14 protein-coding genes are annotated in these 21,290 nt (G+C 43.8%); 6 read left to right on the top strand and 8 right to left on the bottom strand.

What is annotated here, in order from left to right; all coding sequences use genetic code 11:
• Nucleotides 1-188 precede the first annotated feature (188 nt).
• From K1J10_RS00765 to K1J10_RS00745, 5 genes are all read left to right on the top strand, one after another.
• Entirely contained in the window at nt 189-1,229 is a 1,041-nt protein-coding gene (locus K1J10_RS00765; RefSeq protein ID WP_223355555.1) for an acyltransferase family protein, read from the top strand.
• Between the two features lie 113 nt (nt 1,230-1,342).
• Entirely contained in the window at nt 1,343-2,950 is a 1,608-nt protein-coding gene (locus K1J10_RS00760; protein ID WP_223355554.1) for a glycoside hydrolase family 13 protein, read from the top strand.
• 272 nt (nt 2,951-3,222) lie between these two features.
• Nucleotides 3,223-5,472 (top strand): 5-methyltetrahydropteroyltriglutamate--homocysteine S-methyltransferase, encoded by a 2,250-nt coding sequence (gene metE / locus K1J10_RS00755; RefSeq protein WP_223355553.1) that lies wholly within the window; start codon nt 3,223-3,225, stop codon nt 5,470-5,472.
• Nucleotides 5,473-5,543: 71 nt separating this feature from the next.
• The gene (metF, locus tag K1J10_RS00750) at nt 5,544-6,419 is read left to right on the top strand and encodes a methylenetetrahydrofolate reductase [NAD(P)H] (protein ID WP_195323621.1); all 876 of its coding nucleotides are present in this window, start codon (nt 5,544-5,546) and stop codon (nt 6,417-6,419) included.
• Nucleotides 6,420-6,551: 132 nt separating this feature from the next.
• On the top strand, nt 6,552-9,488 hold the full coding sequence (locus K1J10_RS00745) for an AAA family ATPase (RefSeq protein WP_223355552.1): 2,937 nt from the start codon (nt 6,552-6,554) through the stop codon (nt 9,486-9,488).
• A 102-nt stretch (nt 9,489-9,590) separates the two neighbouring features.
• Here K1J10_RS00745 and hutG read toward each other — a convergent pair whose 3' ends face one another.
• From hutG to K1J10_RS00705, 8 genes are all read right to left on the bottom strand, one after another.
• Nucleotides 9,591-10,577 carry a formimidoylglutamase gene (hutG, locus tag K1J10_RS00740; RefSeq protein ID WP_195323623.1) on the bottom strand — a complete coding sequence of 329 codons (987 nt, stop codon included), beginning with the start codon at nt 10,575-10,577 and terminating at the stop codon, nt 9,591-9,593.
• 87 nt (nt 10,578-10,664) lie between these two features.
• A complete protein-coding gene (gene hutH, locus K1J10_RS00735; protein ID WP_126404783.1) occupies nt 10,665-12,206 on the bottom strand; it encodes a histidine ammonia-lyase in 1,542 nt (513 codons plus the stop codon).
• Between the two features lie 228 nt (nt 12,207-12,434).
• On the bottom strand, nt 12,435-13,763 hold the full coding sequence (locus tag K1J10_RS00730; protein WP_048716383.1) for an APC family permease: 1,329 nt from the start codon (nt 13,761-13,763) through the stop codon (nt 12,435-12,437).
• Nucleotides 13,764-13,783: 20 nt separating this feature from the next.
• Nucleotides 13,784-14,362 carry a HutD/Ves family protein gene (locus K1J10_RS00725; RefSeq protein WP_223355551.1) on the bottom strand — a complete coding sequence of 193 codons (579 nt, stop codon included), beginning with the start codon at nt 14,360-14,362 and terminating at the stop codon, nt 13,784-13,786.
• 15 nt (nt 14,363-14,377) lie between these two features.
• Nucleotides 14,378-16,051 carry a formate--tetrahydrofolate ligase gene (locus K1J10_RS00720; protein WP_223355550.1) on the bottom strand — a complete coding sequence of 558 codons (1,674 nt, stop codon included), beginning with the start codon at nt 16,049-16,051 and terminating at the stop codon, nt 14,378-14,380.
• Nucleotides 16,052-16,103: 52 nt separating this feature from the next.
• A complete protein-coding gene (locus K1J10_RS00715; protein WP_125374493.1) occupies nt 16,104-16,733 on the bottom strand; it encodes a cyclodeaminase/cyclohydrolase family protein in 630 nt (209 codons plus the stop codon).
• Nucleotides 16,734-16,745: 12 nt separating this feature from the next.
• On the bottom strand, nt 16,746-17,645 hold the full coding sequence (ftcD, locus tag K1J10_RS00710) for a glutamate formimidoyltransferase (RefSeq protein ID WP_006595667.1): 900 nt from the start codon (nt 17,643-17,645) through the stop codon (nt 16,746-16,748).
• Between the two features lie 81 nt (nt 17,646-17,726).
• A complete protein-coding gene (locus tag K1J10_RS00705; RefSeq protein ID WP_223355549.1) occupies nt 17,727-19,757 on the bottom strand; it encodes a urocanate hydratase in 2,031 nt (676 codons plus the stop codon).
• Nucleotides 19,758-19,957: 200 nt separating this feature from the next.
• Between K1J10_RS00705 and hutI the strand changes: the two genes are divergently transcribed.
• Nucleotides 19,958-21,205 carry an imidazolonepropionase gene (hutI, locus tag K1J10_RS00700; RefSeq protein WP_126404777.1) on the top strand — a complete coding sequence of 416 codons (1,248 nt, stop codon included), beginning with the start codon at nt 19,958-19,960 and terminating at the stop codon, nt 21,203-21,205.
• The last annotated feature ends 85 nt before the right edge of the window (nt 21,206-21,290 follow it).

The following is a 21,290-nucleotide window of genomic DNA, read 5'->3' as shown; positions in this document are numbered from 1 at the left end:
GTTTAGCTTACAGAACTGCTTGTGAAGCTCTAGAGGATGAGTTCAAGTAAATGTTGCACTTATTCTTGCAATTTATCATATCAAAAATAGAGGAAAAAAGGTAGATAAGGAGGCAAGGATTCCTTGCTTGGTCCTCTCTTTCATGCTAAAATAACCATAGAATCTGCATTTGGCGAAGGAGTAGGACCATGAAAAAGAATTCCCTCTATAACACTTCCAATATTAGTCTTTTTCAATACCTCTTTGCGATTGCAGTGATATTGGTGCATAGTGGTCGCTTGACCTCTTATGAGCCGGTGCATTTTGGTCTCAAGAGTATGCTCGGCCGGCTAGCGGTGCCATTTTTTATCGTCTGTGCCAGCTTTTTCCTCAAGCCATCACTAAGAGATGCAAGGAAAATGAAGACCTATCTGGTCAAAATCGTAAAAACCTATTTATTTTGGAGTTGTGTCTATCTTCCCTATGCCTGGGTCTTTTTTTCTAGTCTTCATCTCCCTGTCTATCTCTTTCCAGCAGGCGTTCTGATTGCTCTTCTCTATCTGGGAATGTGCTACCAACTCTGGTATATCCCAGCCTTTTTGCTGGGCTTGTTTTTGGTCAATCAATTGGTCAAACGCCTAGGTATGGTTTGGACGGGGTTGATCACCTTTCTTCTATACTGCTGGGGTTTGATCGAGACCTATTCAGCTTATCTGGACACCACGAGTCTTCTCAAGGGTTACCAACTCTACAGCAACTTATTTTTCACAGCGCGAAATGGTCTCTTTTACACGCCTATTTTTATCTTTATGGGTTACTATCTCTATGACCATTTTCATGCACAAACCTTTAGGGTTCACCGTTGGCAAAAAGTAGCCCTTGCCTTTGGACTGTTCTGTTTAGAAGGCCTCATCATTTTTCAACATGAAGGAATCGATAAGAACTTTTACTTGCTCCTTCCCTTTGTGACGGTCTATTTGGTTAATGCTTGTCTGCGATCGTCCTTTTTGAAAAGCTATGATTTGCAGTACTTAAAGCAGATGAGCATGGCGCTTTATTTTTCGCATCCGATCTTTATCGAATGGGCTCGCTATGGCTTTAGCAATGTTCCGCTTTCTTATCCAGACAGGGGCAAGTTGATTTTTGTGACGGCCTTGTTGGGAAGTCATCTCTTTGGATTGGCCATGCTCTCTTATCACTCTTGGCAAAAAGAAGAGAAAAACAGAAGTCTTGAAAAGGAAGTTCTCTAGAGAGACTTCTTTTTTATTTTAAGGGAGACAGATAGGTCAGCTGAGGGTTGCAATTCTTTTCCAGTTTGGTTATGATGTAAGGGATTACAAGTGAAACCAAAAAGGAGAAGCACATGAAGAAAAAATGGTGGCATGATGCCGTGATTTATCAGATCTATCCCAAGAGTTTTTTAGATAGCAATGGAGATGGAATCGGTGACCTCAAGGGGATCATCAGTAAGCTGGATTATTTGGAGAAGTTAGGTATTACAGCCATTTGGCTGTCTCCTGTCTACCAAAGCCCTATGGATGATAATGGCTACGATATATCTGATTATGAGGATATTGCTTCCATCTTTGGTACCATGGAAGATATGGAAACATTGATTGCGGAGGGGCAAAAGCGCGGTATTAAGATGATCATGGATTTGGTGGTCAACCATACATCTGATGAACATGCTTGGTTCATCGAGGCCAAGGAAAATCCAAACAGTCCAGAGCGAGACTACTATATTTGGAGGGACCAACCCAATGATCTTGTATCTACCTTCAGTGGTTCAGCTTGGGAATTTGATCCAGCTTCCCAGCAGTATTATTTGCACTTCTTTAGTAAGAAGCAACCAGACCTGAATTGGGAAAATGAGACCCTTCGGCAGAAGATTTATGACATGATGAACTTTTGGATCGACAAGGGGATCGGTGGTTTTCGGATGGATGTCATCGACATGATTGGGAAAATTCCTGATCAGAAGATCGTAGCCAATGGTCCCATGCTCCACCCTTATCTGAAAGAAATGAATCGAGCGACTTTCGGGGATAAGGATTTGTTAACGGTCGGGGAGACCTGGGGAGCGACACCTGAGATTGCTAAGCAATACTCTGGTCCTGACAATGAAGAATTATCGATGGTCTTTCAATTTGAACACATTGGGCTTCTCTTCCAAGAGGGTCAGCCCAAATGGCACTATGCGAAGAAACTCAATGTTCCTAAGTTGAAAGAAATCTTTTACAAGTGGCAGACGGAACTGGGCATGGATGAAGGCTGGAACTCCCTCTTTTGGAACAATCATGACCTTCCTCGGATTGTCTCTGCCTGGGGAGATGACCAAGTATACCGGGTGAAGTCCGCTAAGGCCCTAGCCATTCTTCTTCATTTGATGAGAGGGACACCTTATATCTACCAGGGGGAAGAGATTGGCATGACCAACTATCCTTTTAAGAGCCTAGACGAAATCGAAGATATTGAATCTATTAACTACGCTAAGGAAAGCCTAGAAAAGGGAGTAGACCTCGACACCATTATGGACCAGATCCGACATATTGGCCGGGACAATGCTCGGACTCCGATGCAGTGGTCCAAGCAGCCACAGGCTGGTTTTACAACCGGTCAACCTTGGCTAGCTGTTAATCCAAACTATCAGGAAATCAATGTGGAAGCGGCTTTGGCTGATCCCTCATCCATTTTTTATACCTACCAACAATTAGTTGCCCTCCGTAAGGAGCAAGACTGGTTGATCTCGGCAGACTTTGAGCTAGTGGATACAACTGATCAAGTCTTTGCCTACCAACGAGTAAATGGGAATCAACGCTATTTGATTGTGGTCAATTTGTCTAGTCAAGTTCAGAGCTTTGAACTGGAGGAAGACTATCAGGAGGTCCTCATTAGCAATACCAATGTAGAGCAGGTTAAACAAACAAAAGTATTGGAACCTTGGGATGCTTTTTGTGTGCAACTAACTTGAGCATAAGTTCCTACAAAAAAGAAGCGGATAGCTTCTTTTTTTGTTTTAGAGGGGACGAGGACTGTCCAATGGGAGGGGCCTCGGTCTGTCTAGTAGAAACCTTATAGTTATTTTTTATAAGAACTATTAGTTCTGGTCAATGGCAAGCGACGAAAACCCTTGATCTATAAGGTTATAGCTTCTGGCTATATCGTAAACCATTGAAAAGCAATTATACAGAAGGGGCTTCTTCTGATAAGATAGACTCAACTTGAATTTTTGGAGGACAAAACATGTCAACTACAATTATCGGATTCCCTCGTTTGGGTGAATTCCGCGAACTAAAATTTACAACTGAGAAATATTTTAGAAACGAAATTACAGCTGAAGATTTGTTGGATGCTGCAAAAGAATTGCGTGCCAAACACTGGAACATTGTCAAAGAAAAAGGCATTACTGAAATCCCATCAAATGACTTTTCACATTATGACAACTTCCTAGATGCTGCTTTCCTCTTCAACGTGGTTCCTGCATCAGTTCAAAACTTGGACTTGTCTGACCTTGAACGCTACTTCGCTTTGGCGCGTGGTTACCAAGGAGAAAAAGGGGATGTGCGTGCCCTTCCAATGAAGAAATGGTTCAACACCAACTACCACTACATCGTTCCAAAATTTGAAAAAACAACAGAAGTCAAATTGGCTGGTCACAAGATTTTTGATGAGTACCAAGAAGCGAAAGAATTGGGTCTTGATACTCGTCCAGTTGTGGTTGGACCATTCACTTTCCTTCAATTATCAGACTTTGAAGAAGGCGTGAAAGCAGAAGACTTCGTGGATAGCTTAGTAGCTGCTTACCAAGATGTTTTTGCTAAATTGGCAGAGCTTGGTGCAACTCGTATTCAATTGGACGAAGCCGCTCTTGTTAAAGATTTGTCAGCTGAAGAAAAAGCGCTCTTCTTGAACCTATACAACAAGCTCTTGGCTGACAAGAAAGGTCTTGAGGTCTTGATCCAAACTTACTTTGGTGATGTTCGTGATGTCTACAATGACCTTGTGAACTTGCCAGTAGATGCGATCGGTCTTGACTTTGTGGAAGGGAAGAAAACTCTTGAACTCGTTAAAGGTGGCTTCCCAGCTGACAAGACTCTTTATGCAGGGATTGTCAATGGTAAGAACATCTGGCGCAACAACTACGAAGCAAGCTTGGAAATCTTGAAACAAGTACCAGCTGAAAACATCGTTTTGACAACTTCTTGCTCACTGCTTCATGTGCCATTTACAACTGCCAATGAAGACTTTGAACCAGCTATCTTGAACCACTTTGCTTTTGCAGTTGAAAAATTGGAAGAACTTCGTGACTTGGATGCTATCCGCAACGGTCAAGGTGAAGCAGCCCTTGCAGCAAACAAAGAACTCTTTGCGACAGAACGTGTCGGAGAAAATGCAGAACTTCGTGCACGTATTGCTGGATTGACAGAAGCAGACTACACTCGTTTGCCAGCTTTTGCTGAACGTGAAGCTATCCAAGAAGAAGCATTCAAACTTCCAGCCCTTCCAACAACAACCATCGGTTCATTCCCTCAAACGAAAGAAGTTCGTGCCAAACGTTTGGCCTTCCGTAAGGGTGAATTGTCACAAGAAGAATACGATGCCTTCCTTGCTGAAACCATCGACGAATGGATCAAATGGCAAGAAGAAGTTGGATTTGATGTACTTGTACACGGTGAATTCGAGCGTAACGACATGGTTGAGTACTTCGGTCAAAACTTGTCAGGTTACCTCTTCTCTAAGAATGGTTGGGTACAATCATACGGTATGCGTGGGGTGAAACCACCAATCATCTGGGGGGATGTGACTCGTCTCAACCCAATCACTGTCAAATGGTCTAGCTACGCACAAAGCCGTACGGACAAACCTGTTAAAGGGATGTTGACTGGACCTGTTACCATCCTTAACTGGTCATTCCCACGTGAAGACATCTCTATCAAGGATTCTACTCTTCAAATCGCTCTTGCAATCAAGGATGAAGTTCTTGACCTTGAAGCTGCAGGCGTGAAGATTATCCAAATCGACGAGGCTGCTCTTCGTGAGAAATTGCCACTCCGTCGTAGTGACTGGTACGAAGACTACCTTGACTGGGCTATTCCAGCCTTCCGTTTGGTACATTCAACAGTAGCACCAGACACACAAATCCACACTCACATGTGTTACTCAGAATTTACAGATATCATCCCAGCTATCGACAACATGGATGCAGACGTCATCTCATTTGAGGCAAGCCGTTCAAACCTTGAAATCTTGGACGAACTCAAAGCGAAAAACTTCCAAACAGAAGTTGGACCTGGGGTTTACGATATCCACTCACCTCGTGTGCCTAACGAAGGCGAAATCGATCACACTATCGAAGCGATCCTTGCCAAAGTACCAAGCAGAAAAGTTTGGATCAACCCTGACTGTGGTTTGAAAACTCGTGGAATTAAAGAAACAAAAGAAAGCTTGATCCGTCTTGTAGAAGCGGCAAAAGCTGCTCGTAAAGCGCTATAAAGCAAGTAGAAATTCCTAAGCTTGCTCGATAGCAAAAAAAGAATTGCTCAATCAAGAAAGGAATACATTTGATGACTAAGCAAACACCGTCGCTCTCCTTTGAGGTTTTCCCTCCAAATCCTGAAGTAGGCAATGCCAAGCTCTTACGTGCCTTGGAAAATATGCAGGAATTAGCTCCACACTTTATCAGTGTGACAGCTAGCAATAATAAATACAATATCAAAGAGACGACGGTTGCTTTAGCCAATCATATTCAGAATGAATTGTCTATTCCGACCATTGCCCACTTACCTGCCATCTATCTAAGCAAGGAAAAAGTAGCAGATACCCTTCATGAATTAGATCAAGTAGGGGTTCATCGGATCTTGGCCCTTCGTGGTGATATTATTCCTGGTATTGAGCCTTTAAAAGACTTTCGTTATGCAACGGACTTGATTGAATTTATTAAAACAGAAGCTCCTCACTTTGATGTGATCGGTGCTTGTTACCCAGAAGGTCACCCCGATTCGCCAAACCAAATTTCAGATATTCAAAATCTGAAAAAGAAAGTGGATGCTGGATGTTCGAGCCTAGTGACTCAGCTTTTCTTTGACAATGAGCGTTTCTACGATTTTCAAGATAAGTGTATTTTGGCGGGAATTGATGTGCCCATTCATGCAGGAGTGATGCCAATTCTTAACAGAAACCAGGCCCTTCGCTTGTTGAAGACTTGTGAAAATGTTCATATCCCACGGAAATTCAAAGCCATTCTGGATAAGTATGAACATGATCCAAAATCCCTTCGTGCAGCTGGTTTAGCCTATGCGGTGGATCAAATCGTTGATTTGGTCACACAAGATGTTGCCGGTGTCCATCTCTACACCATGAACAATGAAGATGTAGCCTATCATGTCCACCATGCAACAAAAGCCTTATTTGAACACCAACCAAATTTGGAAGTGATTTAATCAACAGTCTAAGCAGGAATTGTAGAGATTGAGAAAAATTTTTCTCAGTCTCTTTTTTACTTGGGCCAATCGCTTGCTAAAAGACAACTTTTTTTTTATAGTATTAATATGAAGATTTTGGAGGCGCTTGCAATGAAGAGAGAACTCACGTTGAAGTTATTTGGACCCCCTAAGGTTGTTTTTCAACAGAAAGACATCCGTTTTTCCTTCTCGAAGATGGAGGCTTTATTTTATTACTTAGCTGTATCGGGTGAGGTTAACCGTGATGAAATTGCGGGTATTCTTTGGGGGGATAAGGAAAACCAAGTCGCTCGGAAAAATCTACGGAATACTGTTTACCAAGCCAATAAAATCTTTGAAGGAGATGTCATTGTTTCTCCAAGTAGGAGTAGCCTGGCCCTTAATCCTGAGTTGAATCTTTCTTTGGATGTCCAGCTTTTTGAAAGGGATCCAATAAGCAATTTACATCTTTATCAGGGAGATTTTCTAGAAGGCTTCTACGTCAAGGATGATGAGGACTTTGACCAGTGGGCTTCCCGTAAACGGAGCGCTTATAAGCAACTCTATATTGAAAGCTGTTATCAAAAGATTGACAAAGAGGGGCTGGGAGACCCTGGTATAGAGTCCTTACTCCACCATTTAGTAGAGCTGGATGAATTTGAAGAAAAGAACTACCAGCTCTTGATGGAGTATTATAGAGTTCATCACCAGCTGGGGAAATTTTTTGAGACCTATTACAAGCTGGTGGATTTATTGGATCGTGAGCTGAATGTTCGTCCCAGTCGAGTGATAGAAGAACTGTATCATTCTGTTTTGGAAGCTAAACGCACCCGTAAACAGAGCAATCGTGTGAATGTCCGAGAACTCCCTTTCTTTGGTCGCAAACAAGAACTGTCCCAACTGGAAGAATACCTCTCCTTAGTAGAGAAGGGGGAAGCGGTTGGCCCTCTCTTGGTCATGGGGCAATCTGGAACAGGCAAAAAACGTTTATTGCGTCAATTGGTCTTGCTGTCCAATCGTAGTTTTAGCTTTGTCAAGCTGGAAGGCAAAGTCGGCAGTCGCCAAGAAGAAGGAGGGATCTGGGACGACCTCAAAGCTTCCCTAGAGAAAGTGAGTGGGGGCTTGGAAGCTCCTCCTCTAGGAAAAGCGGACAATCTCCCTGCTGTCCGGAAGCACCTTCAAAGACTCAGCCAAGAAAAACCTCTCCTGATTCTGCTTGAAAATGCTCAGTGGATGGATGCGGCCTCATTCAATAAAGTAAAGCAATTGGAGGAGAAAAGTAGCGGGGAAAGATGGCAACTGATTGTTACAGCTGAGGGGCCTTTGCCGGAATTCTTGCTCACCTTCTTTGGGAGCTTAAAAGTAGAGAGACGGTTGTCCCAGCTCGAGTTGACCAATTTTGATCCGAGTGAAAGTCGATTACTCTTGCAAGGGCAACTGGGGCAGATAGAACCAGCCCTGATCGAGCAAATGATGGAGTGGAGTGAAGGTAGTCCCTTCTTGTTGTCCAGCTATATAGAAGAGTGGAAAGAGAAGGAAAGTTTAGAGCCCTTACCTGATATCATTCAAGCTTATCTGTCTCAAGAGTTGGGTGACTTGAGCAGTGAAGAGGAGTCCCTTCTTCATTATTTGTCTTGTTTTCATAAGCCGATATCCATGTCTATCTTGGCCGATTTGACAGCTACAGATCTTTCTGTTTTAACTGCATTATTAGATCCTTTAACTCAAAGAGGAATCATCTCAATAGTGGAGGAAGGGGAGGATCTCTTGGTCCAATTTTGCAAGCAATTGGTAGCCATGTACTTCTACCAACTCCTGTCACCAGCCAGACGGCGTCTCTTCCACCAACAAATCGCGCAAAAACTGGAAGAAACCTTAGAAGATTCGACAGATTTGCTCTTCTATAAGGAAATTGCTTACCAATACAAGCAGTCCCAAAATCTCTTGCGTTCTCTATCCTTTGAGCTGACCTACTTGGAAGAAATCCTCCAGCTAGAACATGAACTATTCCCAATATACTCCAAGGGAGAAGAAGGGGGAGTATCCGATGGGAAAAATAGCCATTTGGACATTTTTGGGGAACTCTCTCGTCTTCGTCGAGAACTGGATCAGCTTTTTTCAAGGCACCAAAAAGATAGAGATTACAAGTATTTGCAACTGCGTTACTTGTATCTAGAGGGGCGCTACTTTATTCGAAGCGGAGAGTACCAAAAGGGGATTCATGATATACAAAAGGTCATCTCCTATGCGCGGGAACTCAAACAGCTCGACTTCCTTTTAGAAGGGTACCGGCAAATCATTTATTATTGCATTCAAACAGAAAATATTTCTGAAATGGCCTATTACACAGATTTGGTTTTAGAAGATGCGATTCAGGCCAACAACCATGAAGCGATTGCGATTCAGTTGCGCTTGAAGGGTTTGTACCATTTGATGGTGGGGGATGAGGAGCAGGCGACCCGCCACCTCTATCGCTCCATTGATTGCTTTAGTCTGACCAATAGCATGCAGGCCAAGTATGCCATTCAAATTGCGGCTTCTTTAGCCTACCTGGCTGAGATAGAGCAAGTCAGGGGACATTTTCAAGTAGCTGTTACCCACTTGGAAGAGGTCCTTCGCCTGGTGGGAGATCAATCTGTTGATTCGGTCCGAGTGGTGTTTGAAATTGATCTTGGGATTGCCTACTATTGGAAGGGAGACTTGGTCCAAGCCCGTCTCTATTTTGACAGGGCTCAAAAGGTTTTGTCCAGCGTTCGCTTCCCTTGGAAGGAAGAATTGCTCGAATTTTATCAAGCCTTAATTGCTTGTCATTTTGGGGAACAAGAGAAGGTAGCACATTACCTGGCTCGTAAAGAAGGAACCATAAAGCAAGCGACTCATTCACGGGATAAGGGGATGGTGTATTATCTCTTGGCTTTCCTATCGGCCCAGAAGGAGCAAGGAGAGCATCTGAATCCTCCTTTGAGCATCTTCTTGAGAGAAGATAAAAACTACTACAAGAAACTGGCAGAGCAACACTTGACTCCATATAGAGATCGTCCCTTCCTCAAGAGATTAAAAGTCCTCTAGTATATCTTATCAAGTGTTATGAAGGAAGAATAAAAAAGGCTTTGCAACGCCCTAGGGGTGGATGTTGCGAAGCCTTTTGTATTGTTAGAGAGGTTTTGAATCTTATTTTTGTTGGGACAAGATTTGGGTCAAGTAAAAGATAAAGGTTGCAGCCAGGTTGGAGGTGTGGTTGTCAATATCATGAGGAGGGGAAACTTCCACAATATCAAAGCCAATCAGTTTGCCACTAGCTGCAATGTGTTGGAGCAACATCAAGGCTAGTTTTGGATCCACACCAAGTGACTGGATGGCACTGACACCAGGGGCAGAACCAACGGCAAAGCAGTCCATATCGATGGAGAGGTAAATCGCTGTCTGTTTTTCTAAGAATTGATCAATCCGATCAAGAATAGCCTGGTGGCTCATCCGGAAGAGATCTTGTCCTGTTAAGAAATCAATGCTTGGTGTTTTAGCTACATAGTTGAATAGGAACAGGTTATTGCTGTGTTCCTGAATGCCCAAGATTAAGTAAGGGAAATCCTGGCTCTCTTCTTTTGCGTGGTCTGCCATCTGGCGAAATCCTGTTCCAGAGTTGGGACCAGTTTGGTCGTAAGGACGCAGGTCAAAGTGAGCATCTAGGTTGATGACGGCCAATTGTTCATCTGGTTGCAAGGAGGATTTGAGGCCCAGGTAGTGACCATAAGCCGTTTCATGCCCTCCACCAAGGACGATTGGTTGAATATTTAACTCCAACATCCGTTTGACAGTTAGAGAGAGGCTCTCTTGCAAATCTTCAAGAGAACGATTGGGGCCATCGATATTTCCAACATCAAAAACTGTGACGTTGGTGCCCCAGTGCCAAGGAAGTTTAGCGAGCTGGGTGCGAATAGCATTAGGACTTTCGACGGCACCGACACGACCATTATTGATATAGACTCCTTTATCGCTTTTAAAGCCAAGGATTCCAAAGGTGATTTCTTCAAAAGGAGTCAAGGTTTCATCATTCAAATCCAAAAACTTCGTTAGCATTCCCCATTTGGCTGTATAAGGATTGTCTTCAATACTGCCTTGGTAATAACTGTAAGTCGTTGGGTAATAATCTCTAAGCACGTTACATGCCTCCGTTTGTTTGTATTTGGCTAGAATTGGAAAGGCTGAGAAATTTTCTCAGCCTTTTTCTGCTGTATACTTACTGTATCAGTATTGAATGCTTAAGTCAACTGCTTTTTCGATGGTTGCTAAGAATTCTTCACTTTCAACAACGGCAGATGCTTTATTGAGTTCTTCGAAGATTTCGATGTCTTTGTCAAATTCAATGAAGGCCACCTTGTTGCGAATCATGTCATAGGCTGGTTTTGTACCTTTACCAAGTTCATGATTTTCTGGTTTGAGATCTAAGGCTTGGCAAGCGGCCATGATTTCAGTGGCAACGATGCGACGTGAATTCTTAAGGATTTCTGCTGCTTTACGAGCTGCTGTAGTTCCCATGCTGACGAAGTCTTCTTGGTTTTCACAAGATGGGATTGAGTCAACGCTGGCTGGGTGAGACAAGATTTTGTTTTCAGATGCAAGAGAAGCACAAGCATACTGCGTAATCATGAAGCCTGAGTTGAGGCCAGGATGTTTGACCAAGAAGGATGGCAATTTGCTAAGTTGGCTGTTGACCAAGCGTTCCACCCGACGTTCAGATACGTTTCCGATTTCAGAAAGGGCAATACCCAAGAAGTCAAATGGTTGTGCCATTGGTTCACCGTGGAAGTTACCTCCGGAGATGACGTGTCCTTCCTTGGTGATGATTGGGTTATCTGTCACAGAGTTGATTTCGATTTCAACTTTTGTTTTTACATAAGCAATAGAGTCTTTGCTGGCTCCATGGATTTGAGGGATACAACGGAGTGTATAAGGATCTTGGACCCGTTGTTGGGTTGCAACGGTTGTGTTTTTGCTTCCTTCAAGGAGGTTACGGATATTACGAGCGGTTGCCAATTGTCCACTTTGAGGACGGATGGTATGAAGGTCTTCTTCAAATGGGCTGGTAATACCATTGTGGACTTCCATTGAAAGAGCACCGGCAATGTCAGACAGTTTGAGCAATTGGATACCATCATAAGTCGCAAGAGCGCCGATACCGGTTAGGACAGTCGTACCATTGATCAAAGCAAGCCCTTCTTTGGCAGCCAATTGGATCTTTTCAATACCAGCTTGGTCGAGAGCTTCTTGACCGCTCAAGAGTTGACCTTTGTAGTAGGCATGTCCAAGTCCCAACATTGGGAGCACCATATGAGAAAGGGGGGCAAGGTCTCCGGAAGCTCCGAGTGATCCTTTTTCTGGAATATAAGGAGTCACTCCTTTGTTAAGCAATTCTAATAGTTTTTCAACAGTTGACAGACGAATGCCAGAATAGCCTTTTAAGAGCGAGTTGATCCGGATGAGCATGATGGCACGAACGGCATCTTCTGGAAGTGGATCACCAAAACCAGATGCGTGGGTACGAATCAAGTTTTCTTGCAGTTGGACAGTATCTTCTGGAGAAATGCTGACATTACAGAGGGAGCCAAATCCAGTGGTCACACCATAGACAACACGTTTTTCACGGACGATATCATCAACAATTTTACGAGATGCGATAACAGCTTCTTTGGCTGCTTCGTCTAACTCACATTGGGCACCGTGCCGAGCGACGGCGATGACTTCTTCCAGTGTTAAGCTGTTACCATCTAAATGAATCAATTGAGTCATATAAAACCTCCGATTATGAATTGTTCTGTAGAAGTAGATGTGTTTACTTCGGTTTGAATACCAAACGTGAGCCCATTGTCTATTGCTCTTAGGAAGATTGAAAGAAGTCTTAGAGAAAAGAGCTCAGGTTTGATATTCGTAGCTTCTTAGATGGGCTAGGGAGCAAAGAAATTCTTTGCTCCTCCTAAGTTCCCATCTAGTGTGTAAATAGAATTGGTGAGGACTGTTTTATTTCTTAGCTAGTTTGTCACCGTGGAAAACAAAGTAAAGTCCACTAGCGATTACTAGACCGATAGCTCCCCATACAAAGTTCATTAGATTATCCCCTGCAATCATCAAGATACTGATGACAACAGCCAAAATTGGGATAACTGGACCGAATGGCACTCGGAAGGTAACCTTTTTCTCTGGGTACATTTTTCTGAGTTTGAGCGCTGCCAAAGCAGTCGGAATATATTGGAAGAAACGGAAAACAACACTGAAAGTTGCTAAGGATTCGAAAGATCCAGATAACAAGAGTAAGAATGCAAAGAAACCGGAAATGATAATGGCAATGACAGGAGCATTCTTGGAGTTTGTTTTTCCAAGTTCTGCTGGCAAGAGTTTTTCGTCTGCTAGGGCAGCACCGAAACGAGGAACCATAATGGATTCACCGATGTTGAGACCGGCGATTGAAATGAGAGCACCATAGGAGACAAGAGGGGCACCGATAGGGCCAATCATTTTAACAAATGCGTCTTGTACTGGTGCCTCGGTTCCCATAATGCCTCCACCAAGCATAGCGATTGTTCCAGCGATGATCAACATGTAGAGAACTGAGACGATACTGATGGATCCCAAGATAGCACGAGGAACGTTCTTTTCAGGGTTACGCATTTCCCCTGCAACGATGGACATGGTTTCGAATCCGATAAATCCGTAGAAGATGTAAACAGCGGTACTAGAAATAGCACTAAAGAGATTTGATCCACTTTCCAATTGAAGGAAAGGTGTGAAGTTGCCCTTGCTTACTCCACCAGGAATAAAGAAGATGGCGAAGAGTGAGAAGAGGACAATTGGGATTAATTTTGCAACAGTAGCTGTCAGTGTGAACATTTTCGATGTTTTCAGACCGGCGATGTTCATAAGACTCAAGAGAACCAACATAACGATACTAATCTGTAGGTTGTAGCCTTCGAATGCTGGGAAGGTAATGATGAAGATCTTAGCAAAACCAGCTAGCATAGCAGCCCAAGCGATAACGGTAACGGCCCATCCGAGGATCCCGACGTTAAAGCCGACAAAGTCTCCGAAAGCTGCTTTTGAGTATTGCATGGCTCCACCGTTTTTATCAAAGTAGCCAGCCGTTTCAGCCAGACAGGCTGATAGTAGCATGACAAGAATAGCTACTCCAAACATGACGGCCAGGGAAGCTGGTCCGAGGCCAGAATATATCTTTTTGGGCAAGAGGAAGATACCAGACCCAATCACGGCATTGATACCGTATAGAGTGGCACCGCTAAAGCTGAATTTCGCTTTTTCTTGTTCCTCAATCGACTGTTTATGTGCTCCGTTCATAATGTCTCTCCTTTAAAACATTATCTTAGCGCAGTCCAGATAGCAATCGGTTGCTTCCCAGACTGAAGGGGTGAAAACGTGATTGTCATCTCTTGAAGAGGAGATGCTTGTTCAATAAACAGGAGCTCGTGAGTTTGGAGGGAGTAGGATTGTCCCTTTTTCCATTCAAGTGTTAGTGGACAGAGAGCATAGATCCATTGATAGCGACTCTGGCTCGTGACACTTTCATTTGGGGATATAGCACTCATATGCCCCTGATAGGAAGGCTTATAGATGAGATTAAAATCTTGACAGGTCCCTTGGCTGGATACAGGATCTCCCCCGTCAAAGAAGTAGCTTTGAAATGGCTTCAAAACCACTTCTTTCTTTTGATGGGTGAGTGTAATCGATGAAGTCAGAGGCATCAAGATTCGGTGGTAGCCTGTGAGATCGGAAAAGTCACTTGTTTCAACCTCTACCGTTGCTGTGGAGAGGCGAAAGTCAAAGGTCCGATCTGGATAACTTCCCTCTTTTGGAGAGAGGAAGAGTTGGGTAGTTTGGCCACCGGACCAAGTAGATATCTGATAATCTGCGGGGGTAAGATGAAGGATAGTCACCATAGGACGTCCTCTTTCTTAAAAGAGACCAGTGATATTGCCTTGGGCATCGATATCAATCTTTTCACTGGCTGGAACTTTTGGCAGGCCAGGCATGGTCATGATCGTTCCGGTGAGAGCTACGATAAAGCCAGCTCCGGCTGCTACCTTAAGGTTACTGATTTTAACAGTGAAGTCTTTTGGTGCTCCGATTTTCTTGGCATCATCCGAGAAGGAATATTGCGTTTTGGCCATACAAATTGGGTAGTTTGAGAAGCCAAGAGCTTCCAATTCTTTGAGTTCGCGTTTAGCAGCTGGCGTTAGGCTGATACCTTTTCCACCATAGACTTTTGTGACAATCTTGGTCAATTTCGTTTCAATGCTGTCTTCGTCGTCATAGACATAAGAGAAGTGGTTTTCTTCTTGAGCTAGTTGAATGACTTTTTCAGCTAGGTCGCGTCCACCAGCGCCACCATGTGCCCAGACATCCGAAATGACAACATCTACATTGCGTTTCTTACAAGATTCATAGACAGCTTCTAGCTCTGCCTCTGTATCCAGTGGGAATTTGTTAATGGCAACGACCACAGGAAGGCCATAGACTTCTTGGATGTTGGCCAAGTGTTTGTCTAGGTTTGGCAGACCATCGATAACAGCTTGGACATTTTCAGTAGCCAAGTCCGCTTTGGCAACTCCGCCATGCATCTTGAGAGCACGGATGGTTGCGACGAGGACTACGGCAGAAGGTTTGAGTCCGGCAATGCGGCACTTGATGTCAATGAATTTTTCAGCACCGAGATCTGCTCCGAAGCCAGCTTCTGTCACAACATAGTCTGCATATTTGAGAGCTAGTTTAGTAGCCAGCACACTGTTACAGCCATGAGCAATATTGGCAAATGGTCCACCGTGGATAATAGCAGGAGTATGTTCCAAGGTTTGTACCAAGTTGGGATGGATGGCATCTTTGAGAACAGCTGCCATAGCGCCTCCAGCCTTGAGGTCTTTAGCTGTGACCGGTTGTCCTTGGTAGTTGTACCCAATGATGATGCGATCGAGGCGTTCTTTGAGGTCAAGGATATTTTCTGAGAGACAGAGAATAGCCATGATTTCAGAAGCCACTGTGATATCAAAGCCATCTTCACGAGGAACCCCATTTGTTTTTCCTTGGAGGCCATCGACAATATGACGGAGTTGACGATCATTCATATCGACCACCCGTTTCCAGGTGATGCGACGAGAATCGATGCCCAACTCATTGCCGTGATGGATGTGATTGTCAATCAAGGCAGCAAGCAGGTTGTTGGCAATCCCAATGGCATGGAAGTCACCTGTAAAGTGAAGGTTGATGTCTTCCATTGGAACCACTTGGGCGTACCCACCACCTGCAGCTCCCCCCTTGATCCCAAAGACAGGGCCAAGTGAAGGTTCGCGGAGGGCAATAACCGCTTTTTCACCAATAGCAGAGAGGGCATCCACTAGTCCAACAGAGGTGGTTGTTTTTCCTTCTCCGGCAGGTGTCGGAGAGATGGCTGTCACAAGGATCAGCTTTCCATCTTTCTTGTCCTTTAGTTGTTCCAGTTGATTGCTATCGATTTTTGCCTTGTACTTTCCGTAGAGTGAAATATCCTCTTCGGTCAATCCAAGTTCAGCAGCGATTTCTGTGATGGGCTTCATTTGGACAGAATTGGCAATTTCAATATCCGATAAAACCATAGAATCCCTTCTTTCTTTGTAGGTATTAAAGTTATAAAGTTGAATGATAGGTTTATGATAGGCTTTCTAAAATGCTTTGGTAAATGCTATCTGCAAGGTCAGAGCCTGTTTGGAGGAGTTCGAGACCCTTGCCGTGGTATTCTTGGACAAAGTCTTGGTCCTTGATTCCTGAAATGTTGATTAGGACATTAAGCCAAGCCCCCTGAAGGCCAGCTTTAAGGTTGAGAGCAGCCACCCCTAGGTCACTCGCCGCATTGGTATTGGACTTGCCAACAGCTTCTTTGGTGGTTTCAAGCGCCTCAACGATGAGCTCCATCATAGAGAAAGGAGATACTGTCGCATGTTTCAAAGCTTTTTGCATGGCTTCACGACGAGCGGCTTTCTCTTCTTCCGTTTCTTTTGGAAGATCAAAGACAGCTGATACGACGTTGAAAGCTTCTGTATCCTTGTCAATAGCTTCTAGTAATTGATCTTGGAGGTGGGCACTTTTTTCGTGAACCCCTTTGATGTGGTCTTCAAATTCAGCGTATTTTTTCTTACCAATGGTCAGTTCGCAGACCATTTTTGTAAGGGAAATCCCATTTGCAGCAGATAGGGCAGCAGCAGAACCACCACCTGGAGCTGGGGCATCTGAACCAAGAACCTTGGCAAACTCAGTAATACTTAAGTCAACTAGTTTCATAGAACTCCCTTTCTAACCCAACAAGTGATTTTCCAAGACTTGTTTGCTGTAGTCAAAGTCTTCTAATTGCAAGTAGTATTCAGCAGAGTCGATCAAAGCCTTAGCTGGAGCAAGTCCGATGAGTTCTGTTCCGATGATTCGAACCCCGTAGCGTTGTGCTTCGAAACGAACGGTTTCAACGACGCGATACAATGGGAATTTTTCCAAGTTGACCATGTTGATAGAAACTTGGGCAATGTTGCGATCTTCTAGCATAACACCAATCGCTTTACAGTATTTGTATCCACCGCTGGATCCGCGAATGATTTTAGAAATGTTATTGGCAATTTCTAGATCATCTGTGTCCAGGTTGACATTGAAGGCAACGAGCGGCATACGGACACCGACAGCAGTAACCCCTGCAGTTGGGTGAATCTTGCGTTCACCGTAGTCTGGTTTCCAGTCTTCTTCCAACAATTTTTCTGGCATTCCTTCGAATTGGCCTTTACGAACTTTAGCGAGGTTGGTGCGTTCTGGACGGGTTGCGGCATCTTCATAGAGGAAGATTGGAATACCCAATTCACGATTGATGCGTTCCGCTACTTTATTAGCGATTTCAACACATTCATCTGTTGTGATATCTTTGACTGGAACGAATGGACAAACGTCTGTTGCTCCCATCCGAGGGTGTTCGCCTTCGTGCTTGGTCATATCGATGTTTTCAGATGCGTATTTTACCAATTGGAAAGCCGCTTCTTGAATGGTTTCTTCATCCCCAACGAGTGTAAAGACGCTGCGGTTGTGACTAGCATCAGACGAGTAGTCTAATAATGTAACACCTGGAATGCTTTTCGCAGTAGCGACTAATCCGTCGATTACAGCTTGATTGCGTCCTTCGGAGAAGTTTGGAATACACTCAACAATTTTTGCCATATGATTACCTCTTTTTATAGGAGAAGTGGGGAAGGAGGGCAATGTATTCTCCTCCCCTTTCTCAATTTTTATTTTTTTGAATTAAAACAATTTTTGAACCGCATCTTTGACCAAATCTTCGTCTGCAAGATAAGGAATAGTGATGTGGTCTGTTCCTGCATGGAGACGGTTGTATTCGATCGCTGTTTCAATAGCATGATTGTTCCGTGCCCAGTTCCGACGAGCAACCCCTCCCATGGTATCCCATGAAATAGCAGATTTGATAATTTCGTCGATTCGGTGACTACCGTCTAGAACAAGACCGAATCCTCCGTTGATAGCTTTACCGATACCAGTACCACCACCATTGTGGAGAGCAACAAGACTCATACCGCGAGCAGCGTTACCAGCGTAACATTGAACCGCCATATCGCAAGTAACGTTCGATCCATCTTTGATATTGGATGTTTCACGGAATGGAGCATCTGTACCAGATACGTCATGGTGGTCACGTCCGATCATGACTGGTCCGATCTTACCTTGGCGAATGAGTTCATTGAATTTCAAAGCAATGTTGACACGGCCCATACAATCTTGATAGAGGATACGAGCTTCTGTACCCACCACCAATTGGTTCTTTTCAGCATCGCGAATCCAGTTGTAGTTATCGCGGTCTTGGTAACGACGAGTTGGATCGATCGCTTCCATAGCTGCGTGGTCAGTTGCAATCAAGTCTTCGTGTTTACCGCTGAGGCAGACCCAACGGAATGGTCCATAACCATAGTCAAAGAGCATAGGGCCCATGATATCTTCTACATAAGATGGCCAAATGAAGCCGTCTTTGTCATCCAAACCATTCTTAGAAATTTCCTTGATGCCTGAGTCATAAACAGATTTCATGAAGGCATTACCATAGTCGAAGAAGTAGGTACCTTTAGCAGTCAAATCTTTAATCACTGCGAAGTGGCGAGCCAAGGTTTCATCGACGAGACGGTGGAAGGTTTCCTTGTCTTCTGCCAACAAGCGTGTCCGTTCTTCAAAGCTAATACCAGCTGGACAATAACCACCATCGTAAACGTTGTGGCAAGAGGTTTGGTCAGACAAAAGATGAACATGGACTTGGTGTTCATTGACATATTCAAGCAAGTCTACGATATTACCATGGTAGGCAATAGAAGTTGATTCACCAGCTTCCAGTGCTGCTTGAGCCAATTTCACAGCTTCTTCGGCACTGTCTGTCACTTGACTAATCCAGCCTTGAGAGTGACGGGTTTCGATCCGAGAGCGGTCCACTTCTGCAACGATAGCAACAGCTTTTGCAATTTCAGCTGCTTTCCCTTGAGCGCCACTCATACCACCGAGACCAGATGAAATAAAGAGTTTACCAGTTAAGTCACCATCGTCAGCAACGCCGAGTTTAAGACGACCAGCATTAAGAAGAGTGTTGAAGGTACCGTGAACGATTCCTTGAGGGCCGATGTACATCCAGCCACCAGCAGTCATTTGACCGTAGTTGGTAACGCCCATCTCTTCAGCAATTTCCCAGTCGTGCATGTTGTCATACTCACCTATCAAAAGACCATTGGTAATGATAACGCGAGGAGCTTCTGGTTTAGACTTGAAGAGGCCGAGTGGGTGACCAGATTCAACGACCAAGGTTTGGTCTTCCGTCATGACTTCCAAGTATTTTTTGATCAAGTTGTATTGCATCCAGTTAGCACAGACAGAACCTGTTTCTCCATAAGTAACCAACTCATAAGGATAAAGAGCAATCTCAAAGCTCAAGTTGTTGTCGATCATGACCTGCATAGCTTTAGCAGCAGTGCAGTTTCCTTTGTACTCATCAATTGGTTTTCCATAGATCCGATCTTTTGGACGGAAGCGATAGCCATAGATCCGACCGCGAGTTTTTAGTTCTTCTAGAAATTCTGGGATCAACTCTTGGTGGAATTTTTTAGGGATGTAACGCAGAGCGTTTTTAAGGGCAATCTCAGTCTGAGCTTGCGTTAAGCGGAAGCCTCTATCAGGTGCACGACGGATGCCTTCTTGAAACGTTGCCTTTTCAGGTAGGACATCAAAGTCAAGTTTGACAGACATAGCAGCTGCAATTTCTTTATCGTCTATAAATGACATAGTAGGAACCTCCTTATGTATAAACTATGAATTTATATTTTCTTTATTGTATCCAAGAAACGTCAATAAAGAGTCAAAAATAAATTTAATTTTTAATAAAGCAAAAAAAAATTAGGGAAAAACTTTTTGACTTTTTTTTGACGCTTTTGCTTTAGAATTATAAAATGAATAACAATGGAAATAGAAAGGAAAGTATTCATATGTCTGCTGATGTAATCTTAACCCACTTTAACCAGTTGTTTTGTCCAAACGACCTCGGTCATCCTCTTTATGGTAAGGAGATGGCAGAGGCAAAAATCCTTTCTGATGCTTATATCGCCATTAAAGATGGAAAGGTACTTGCAGTGGGGACCGGTCAACCAGATCCAGAACTGATGGATGCCCATACGGAAGTAAAATCCTGTGAAGGAAAAGTTGCGACCCCTGGCTTGATTGACTGCCATACCCACTTGGTCTATGGAGGCAGTCGTGAACATGAATTTGCTAAAAAGTTAGCGGGTGTTTCCTACTTAGATATTCTCGCTCAAGGAGGAGGGATTCTGAGCACTGTTCGGGCAACACGAGAAGCGTCCTTCGACAACCTTTATGACAAATCCAAACGACTGTTGGATTATATGTTGCGCCATGGGGTGACAACTGTTGAAGCCAAGAGTGGTTACGGTTTGGATTGGGAAACGGAAAAACGCCAATTAGATGTAGTAGCAGCCTTGGACCGAGACCATGAAATTGATCTGGTTTCAACCTTTATGGCAGCTCATGCGATCCCGACAGAGTACAAGGGCCGTTCTCAAGAGTATTTAGATCTGATTATTGAACAAATGCTTCCAAAGGTAAAAGAAGACAATCTGGCTGAATTCTGTGACATCTTCTGTGAAAAGGGTGTCTTTACAGCGGATGAATCCCGCTATCTTCTGTCGAAAGCCAAGGAAATGGGCTTCAAATTACGAATTCATGCGGATGAAATTGAGTCCATTGGTGGCGTGGATGTGGCAGCCGAATTGGAATCTACCAGTGCAGAACACTTGATGGTCATTACTGATGAGGGTATTCAAAAACTAGCAAAAGCAAAAGTTATTGGAAATCTTTTGCCTGCAACAACCTTCAGCCTCATGGAAGATACCTATGCACCAGCTCGTAAGATGTTGGACGCTGGCATGGCTATTACCCTAACAACAGACAGCAATCCAGGATCCTGTCCGACAGCCAATCTCCAGTTTGCTATGCACCTTGGTTGCTTCATGATGCGCCTAACTCCAGTGGAAATTCTCAATGCAGTGACCATCAATGCAGCCTACTCAGTAGATCGTGCCAAAACGATTGGCTCTTTCGATGTTGGAAAACAAGCTGATATCACGATTTATGACGCACCAAATCTAGATTATCTCTTCTATTTCTTTGCGACCAACCTAGTGACAGATGTCTATAAGAATGGTAAGAAAGTGATTTAATTTTCTTCGTTTTAAATGTGACCTAAATAGAAAACCCCCTCATCAGAATTGGTTGATGAGGGGTTTTTAGGGCTTAGAAAAGTAT

It is taken from the genome of Streptococcus australis (genome assembly GCF_019930045.1).
Taxonomy (GTDB): domain Bacteria; phylum Bacillota; class Bacilli; order Lactobacillales; family Streptococcaceae; genus Streptococcus; species Streptococcus australis_D.
This window is presented reverse-complemented; position numbering and strand designations above follow the sequence as displayed.